The sequence below is a fragment of the Aliiroseovarius sp. YM-037 genome (assembly GCF_048060095.1).
Taxonomy (GTDB): Bacteria; Pseudomonadota; Alphaproteobacteria; order Rhodobacterales; family Rhodobacteraceae; genus JBLUOA01.
Genome location: NZ_JBLUOA010000006.1, coordinates 115,426 through 122,181, shown reverse-complemented (window position 1 = coordinate 122,181; position 6,756 = coordinate 115,426). Strand labels below are relative to the sequence as shown.

The 6,756-nt window shown below is 57.1% G+C and carries 6 protein-coding genes; 4 read left to right on the top strand and 2 right to left on the bottom strand.

Annotated elements, in window-relative coordinates; all coding sequences use genetic code 11:
• The first annotated feature begins 78 nt into the window (after window positions 1-78).
• The 4 genes from ACEWPJ_RS16865 to ACEWPJ_RS16850 all read left to right on the top strand — a co-directional run bounded on the left by ACEWPJ_RS16865 (window position 79) and on the right by ACEWPJ_RS16850 (window position 3,363).
• Window positions 79-516, top strand: a complete 438-nt coding sequence (locus ACEWPJ_RS16865; RefSeq protein WP_416514294.1) for a hypothetical protein — start codon at window positions 79-81, stop codon at window positions 514-516.
• A gap of 59 nt (window positions 517-575) precedes the next feature.
• Entirely contained in the window at window positions 576-1,223 is a 648-nt protein-coding gene (locus tag ACEWPJ_RS16860) for an adenylate kinase (protein WP_416514293.1), read from the top strand.
• Between the two features lie 84 nt (window positions 1,224-1,307).
• Entirely contained in the window at window positions 1,308-1,568 is a 261-nt protein-coding gene (locus tag ACEWPJ_RS16855; protein ID WP_416514292.1) for a DUF4212 domain-containing protein, read from the top strand.
• A 10-nt stretch (window positions 1,569-1,578) separates the two neighbouring features.
• Window positions 1,579-3,363, top strand: coding sequence for a sodium:solute symporter family protein (locus ACEWPJ_RS16850; RefSeq protein ID WP_416514291.1), 1,785 nt, complete (start codon window positions 1,579-1,581; stop codon window positions 3,361-3,363).
• Window positions 3,364-3,561: 198 nt separating this feature from the next.
• Here the strand turns inward: ACEWPJ_RS16850 and ACEWPJ_RS16845 are convergent, their stop codons facing one another.
• Window positions 3,562-5,226: a sulfatase-like hydrolase/transferase gene (locus tag ACEWPJ_RS16845; protein ID WP_416514290.1), complete on the bottom strand. Its 1,665-nt coding sequence runs from the start codon at window positions 5,224-5,226 to the stop codon at window positions 3,562-3,564.
• A gap of 289 nt (window positions 5,227-5,515) precedes the next feature.
• A complete protein-coding gene (locus ACEWPJ_RS16840; protein ID WP_416514289.1) occupies window positions 5,516-6,559 on the bottom strand; it encodes a CAP domain-containing protein in 1,044 nt (347 codons plus the stop codon).
• Between the last annotated feature and the right edge of the window lie 197 nt (window positions 6,560-6,756).

The window sequence follows — 6,756 nt, the reverse complement described above, 5'->3', positions numbered from 1 at the left end:
TGAAACCGTAAACTTCGCAGCAGAAATGTTCGAAGGAACAATAACAGACCTAATCCCACCGAAGAAAAGGAAGTGAAAATGGCCAAGTCCAAATCCACCGACAGCTATGCAGAGTTCATGAAGATTTTTGATCCCGCGAATGTGTCGAAAATGTTCGACCCACAAGCATTGATGGAACAGTTCGGCGTCAAGCCGGGCCAGCTGGATGCGCAAGAAACCATCCAGAAAGCGCGGGAGAAGTTCGACGCTGTTGCCAAGGCGAACGAAGCCGCTGCCGCGTCCTATCGGGATCTGATGGAAAAACAGATGCAGATCTTTCGTGACGTGACATCCGGTGCTGCAACCCAACTGAAATCTGGCCAACCCGAAGATATCGCTGAGTCCTACCAGCAGGCCGTGACCCGCGCCCTCGAAATCATGACCGAACTGTCAGAGGCTGCGCGGACTGCCAATAACCAAGCCTACGACGCGATCAAATCCGAAGTGGATAAAACGATAGCGGACCTCAAAAGCTGAGGGTAGGCGCAAGTGCCGACTGTGATTGATTTTCTCAGTGTGCGGAAGGAGTGAACGATATGACGAACCTGATCCTTTTGGGCCCGCCCGGCGCGGGCAAAGGCACCCAGGCGCGTATGCTGACGGACCAGCACGGTCTGGTGCAGCTTTCCACCGGTGATTTGCTGCGCGAAGCGGTGGCGGCCGGAACACAAGCCGGTAAAGCCGCCAAAGAGGTCATGCAGGCCGGCGGGCTGGTCTCCGACGATATCGTGATCGCCATCGTCAATGACAGGTTGGATCAGCCTGACGTCGCCAATGGCGTCATCTTCGATGGCTTCCCGCGCACGGTCGCGCAGGCCGAGGCGCTGGACGAGCTGCTGGACAACAAATCGATGCAACTTGACGCGGTCGTGTCACTCGAAGTCGAAGACGCGGCGATGATCGACCGTATCTCAGGCCGATACACCTGCGGCGATTGTGGCGAAGGATATCACGACACATTCAAGGTACCTGCAAAGGATGGTGTTTGCGATCAATGCGGAAGCTCTGAGTTTAAGCGCCGCGCCGATGACAATGCCGCAACCGTGGCCGAGCGACTTCGCGCATACCACGCCGAAACCGCGCCGCTGATCAACTACTACGACGCCAAGGGTGTTTTAAAACGGGTTCCCGCGATGGGCGACATCGCTGAAATCGGCAATCAACTATCCGCAATTGCGGGTTGAAGCCACGACAGGATTATTGGCCGACGAACACAAACGGAACCGGCGTCTGACGGAACAAAACGAACTGAAAAAGGAGGGCTAGGAATGTCCGACGACCAAAATGGCAACGCATATTGGAAGGCCAATCTGCGTATAATTATCTGGAGCCTGATCATCTGGGCGATTGTCTCATTCGGCTTTGGCATTCTGCTGCGGCCGATGCTGGCCGGCATCAGCGTAGGCGGCACCGATCTTGGTTTCTGGTTCGCACAGCAAGGGTCGATCCTGGTCTTTCTGGGCCTGATATTCTTCTACGCCTGGCGCATGAACAAGCTTGACGCAGAACACGGCGTTAACGAGCAATAAGGGGCACACCATGGAACAGTTTACGATTAACCTGCTGTTTGTCGGCGCGAGTTTCGCGCTCTACATCGGTATCGCGATCTGGGCACGTGCCGGGTCAACCTCAGAATTCTACGCCGCTGGACGCGGTATCCATCCGGTCACCAACGGCATGGCGACGGCGGCTGACTGGATGTCGGCGGCCTCGTTCATTTCGATGGCGGGCCTGATCGCCTTTGTTGGCTACGATAACAGCTCGTTCCTGATGGGCTGGACGGGCGGCTATGTGTTGCTGGCGCTGCTGTTGGCGCCTTATCTGCGTAAGTTCGGTAAATACACCGTGTCCGAGTTCATTGGCGATCGGTTTTACAGCCCCACTGCGCGTTTGGTGGCGGTCGTCTGCCTGATCGTGGCTTCGACCACCTACGTCATCGGCCAGATGACCGGCGTCGGTGTCGCCTTTGGCCGGTTTCTGGAAATCTCAAACACAGCCGGTCTGCTTATCGGTGCCTGCGTGGTCTTTGCCTATGCCGTGCTTGGCGGCATGAAGGGCGTGACCTACACGCAGGTGGCACAATACTGCGTTCTGATCCTGGCCTATACGATCCCCGCCATTTTCATCTCGCTCCAACTGACGGGCAACCCGATCCCGGCGCTTGGTCTATTTGGCGACCATGCAGCAAGTGGTGAACCGTTCTTGGCCAAACTGGACCAGATCGTTCGCGAGCTGGGCTTTAACGAGTATACCGCGCATCACGCCGACACGCTGAACATGGTTCTGTTCACACTGTCTCTGATGATCGGCACCGCCGGTCTGCCGCACGTCATCATGCGCTTTTTCACCGTGCCGAAGGTGTCTGACGCACGTTGGTCCGCAGGTTGGGCGCTGGTGTTTATCGCGTTGCTTTACCTGACGGCCCCGGCTGTAGGTGCGATGGCGCGGATGAACATCACCGAACTGATGTGGCCCAACGGCACGGATGGCGAACCGGTTACAACCCAGCAGATCGAATCCGAACCGCAATACGAATGGATGGAAACCTGGCAGAAAACCGGACTTCTGGATTGGGAAGACAAGAATGGTGACGGAAAAATCCAGTATTACAACGACCAGAACGCCGAGATGCAGACCAAAGCGGCTGAGAATGGTTGGGAAGGCAACGAACTGACCAACTTCAACCGAGACATCCTGGTTCTGGCCAACCCCGAGATTGCCAATCTGCCTAGCTGGGTCATCGGCCTGGTGGCTGCGGGTGGCCTTGCGGCGGCGTTGTCGACAGCGGCGGGCCTGCTGCTGGCAATCTCGTCAGCGGTCAGCCACGACCTGATCAAGGGACAGTTCAACCCGAACATCAGCGAAAAGGGTGAGTTGCTGTCGGCGCGTATCGCCATGGCAGCAGCGATTGTTGTGGCCACTTATCTGGGTCTCAATCCTCCCGGATTTGCGGCGCAGACTGTGGCGCTGGCCTTTGGCCTTGCAGCCGCGTCAATCTTCCCGGCGCTGATGATGGGAATCTTCTCAACCAAGATCAACAACCATGGCGCTGTTGCTGGTATGCTTGCCGGTTTGACCGTCACGTTGATCTACATCTTCTTGCACAAGGGTTGGTTCTTCATCCCCGGCACGAACACCTTTACCGATGCTGATCCGCTGCTTGGCACGATCAAGTCAACGTCCTTCGGTGCGGTGGGTGCAATGATCAACTTTGCGGTTGCCTATATTGTCGCAGGTATGACCAAAGAAACTCCGCAAGAGATCAAGGATCTCGTCGAGAGCGTCCGCGTCCCGCGTGGGGCCGGTGCTGCAACCGACCACTGAGAATAGCGACCCGGAGGGCATCTGTCCTCCGGGTCGCCCGCTCTTCCGGAACTCCGACACGCCGATTTCTTTGGAATAGCGCATAGCGCCTGCGTGCAGTTCAATAGCGCCTTGGTGACCCGCCGCGAACCGCTATTCCGACGGCGGTATCAAAGGGCATCCCCAAGCCGTTGTTCAACCGAGCGCGCGCCGAGCAACTCACTGGTCATCCGCATCCTGCCCAGTCTTACTGACATAATCCTGCGCAACGGGGCCGCGATATTTTTCGGTTAGCTCAGGTGGAACTTCCGATCCGTCCTTCAAAAAAGGCATTATTCCGCGACGCGCCGAACGCCCGTGCATCGCGTTGATTTCCGCGTCCGACCGGGTGACACGCTGCGACATGCGCCGCCCCCAGGCTGAGAGGTGATCATATAGTCGGGCGATGACATCAGTGTAGCTGTCCGACTTTGCCAGATCGTGAAATTCTTCGGGATCATTCTTTAGATCGAACAGCATCGGCCGAAATCCACCCTCGGCATGGATGAGTTTGTAGCGCCCATCAAACACCATGAAGAGGCGTGCGTCCCGATTTGTCACCCCGACAACATCCCGCATCGGCGTGACCGAATAGTCATATTCACTGATCACATATGATCGCCATTCAGTCGTCTCGCCATGAAGCCAAGGGTGCAGGCTGCGACCTTCAAGGATGTGATCGGGTATATCGCCGCCCGCGAAGTCAAGGAACGTCGGGGCAAGGTCTATCGCCTCAACCAAGGCATCGCAGGTCGTGCCGCGGGTCGCGTTCGCAGGTTCTCGTGGATCGTAAACGATCATGGGGATTTTCACCGACGGATTATGGAACAGATCCTTTTCACCCAACCAATGATCGCCAAGGTAGTCACCGTGATCCGACGTCAGCACGATCATCGTCTGGCCTAACTGGCCGGAGCGTTCCAGCTCATCAAGGATGCGCCCAAGTTGGTCGTCGCATTGTTTGATCAAGCCCATATAGGCGGGGATGACCTTCTGGCGAACGTCCTCCTGTTGAAAGGCGGTCGCGATCTTGTTGCTCATAAACGCGTCAAAGACGGGATGCGGGTCAGCGCGTTCGGCCTCGTGTCGGCTGGCGGCGAGCACATGATTGGCACCATACATAGCGTGATAGGGCGCCGGCACGATATACGGCCAATGCGGTTTTATATAGCTGACATGCGCACACCACGGCCCCTTGGCCTCTGCTATGAAACGCAGGGTTTCAGAGGTTAGCCACGGTGTTTCGCTGTCTTCCTCGCGAATATTGGCAGGCTTGTCGGCGTTCTCAAACATCCAGCCAGAGGCCTTTTCGCCGTCTTCAATCCCGGCATTGGCAAAGTCAGCCCAAGGATTATGACCGTCATAGCCCTTTGACTTCAGATATTCATTATAGGGTGATCGTTTTTCGTCATAGAACCCATCCGGCCCCTCACCCCAAAGACCGTCGTCGCGCACCCACACATCGAACCCGCATTCAGCCTGACGGGCCCCGATAACGCTGTCCGGGGCAAGGCCCAAGCGCGCCATCCCGTCCGCGTCGGCCTTCATATGGGTCTTGCCGATCAGCCAAGCGTCCATCCCCACCGCGCGCAGGTGATCGCCAAGCGTCTGCTCGCCCACCCGAAGGGGAAAACCATTCCACTGCGCGCCATGCGATGACGCATAGCGGCCCGTATAGAAACTCATCCGGCTAGAGCCGCAAATCGGCGACTGACAAAACGCATTCGTGAACCGAACACCCATCGCTGCCACCCGGTCGAAATTCGGCGTTTCCAGATGCGGATGTCCCGCGCAAGACAGATAGTCAAAGCGCAGTTGATCATACATGATGAACAGAATGTTCATCGCGGTCCCCCCTATCCGTCGCACTGTGTCCCCGCGACTTGGTGATCAGGATAACGAGGGCTGTCAAAACAGACAAATGTTCATGGCCATAGCGGCGTTCATTCTTATATCCGGCACGCAAATGGCCCCGGTTCTTTGAACCGAAGCGACGGGCGGGCTTTGATAGGTCATTTGCCGCGGCGTGCGTGTGGGGCGGTAATGTCGGAACCGGATGTTGTGGGGCTTGCCAAAGGGCGACAAAGCCGAAGCGAGCCGGTTGGCCCGCTTCGGTCTTTTGTGGTGCGTCTGGCTAGATGAAGTCCACGGTGGCGCCGCAGGTCATGTTACCGGCGTCTTCAAACAACTGTGCAAGCAGGGTGTCGAAGATCACCCAGTCGTCAGCTGTTTCAGTGTCATTCGCTGTTGGTATCATCCCTTCGATGTCAAGCGGGGTGCCATCGTCACCCGCATCTTCGACCTCGATGCCGTCAAAGTCGACGAACGTGAATACGTCGGTCAGATCGCCCGTCGTCTCAGTTTCGGTCATCTCGCTGGCAGGGATGGTGATGGGGGCGACGCCATTCTTTGCGGCTGTTGGCGGCGTGTCGGTGGTGATGGCGGCCGTGATCGGATCAGTTGAATCATCAGGGCAAACCACCATCTCATCATCGACTGGCATGTTGTCGTCAGTCATGCCGCCGGGGATGTCGACATCTGCCGTTTCCGCCTCAACAGGATCTTCCTGAGGTTTCGGTTTATCCGGCGTGTCATCGTTGCTGCTATCTGCGACCGGTATCTCCTCTGTCACCGGCGTCGTGGGCTGTGAGGCCGGAGGCGGCACCGGGTCATCCAGATCACCGGCATCAGCGATCGGCGTATCCGGCACGACCTCTTGATCCGGGGTATTGGTCACCGCGTCTGTCGTTCCGAAGTTTTGCGTGACCATCACCGCTTCGAAGCCGTCGAAGTCACCAACTTCAATACCGATGCCAATGTCCTCAAGGTTGGGGTTGAGCAGATTGGCACGATGGCCGGGGCTGGCCATCAGCCCGGCATGAATTTCGCGGACATCATCCTCGATACCGGGTTCTCCCCGTTCGCTTTGCCATCCGATGTTTTCCGCTGTGCGCCAGTTGCCGGTCAGTTCATACGCTGTGCCTTCAATACGCTCGGTCGGACTGCTGCCACCCGCGCCACTATGGGAAAAGGTGTCGGTGTCCAGCATCCACTGGCTGTGGTCTTCGCTGGATTTGTTCAGATCCCCATTGATCGAAAGTGGATCAAGTCCGCGCGACGTACGTTCGTAATTGACCAGCTCCAACATCAGCAGTTCGAATTCACTTGCTTGGCTCATGTCTTTTCCTTTCGGTTTCGGGAATATCCCGATCGCGTTTGAACGCAGTGAGTGATCCGGCCCGACGCGAGTCCGGCCGATGGAAAGCCCCCAAAACGTATGAGAAGGGCCAGGATACGCCAGGCCGGAGTGATAACGGCGCTGACGGTGGATGGACTGTAGTGACGGATATCGCGCCGCTTCAATGCGGGCCGGTC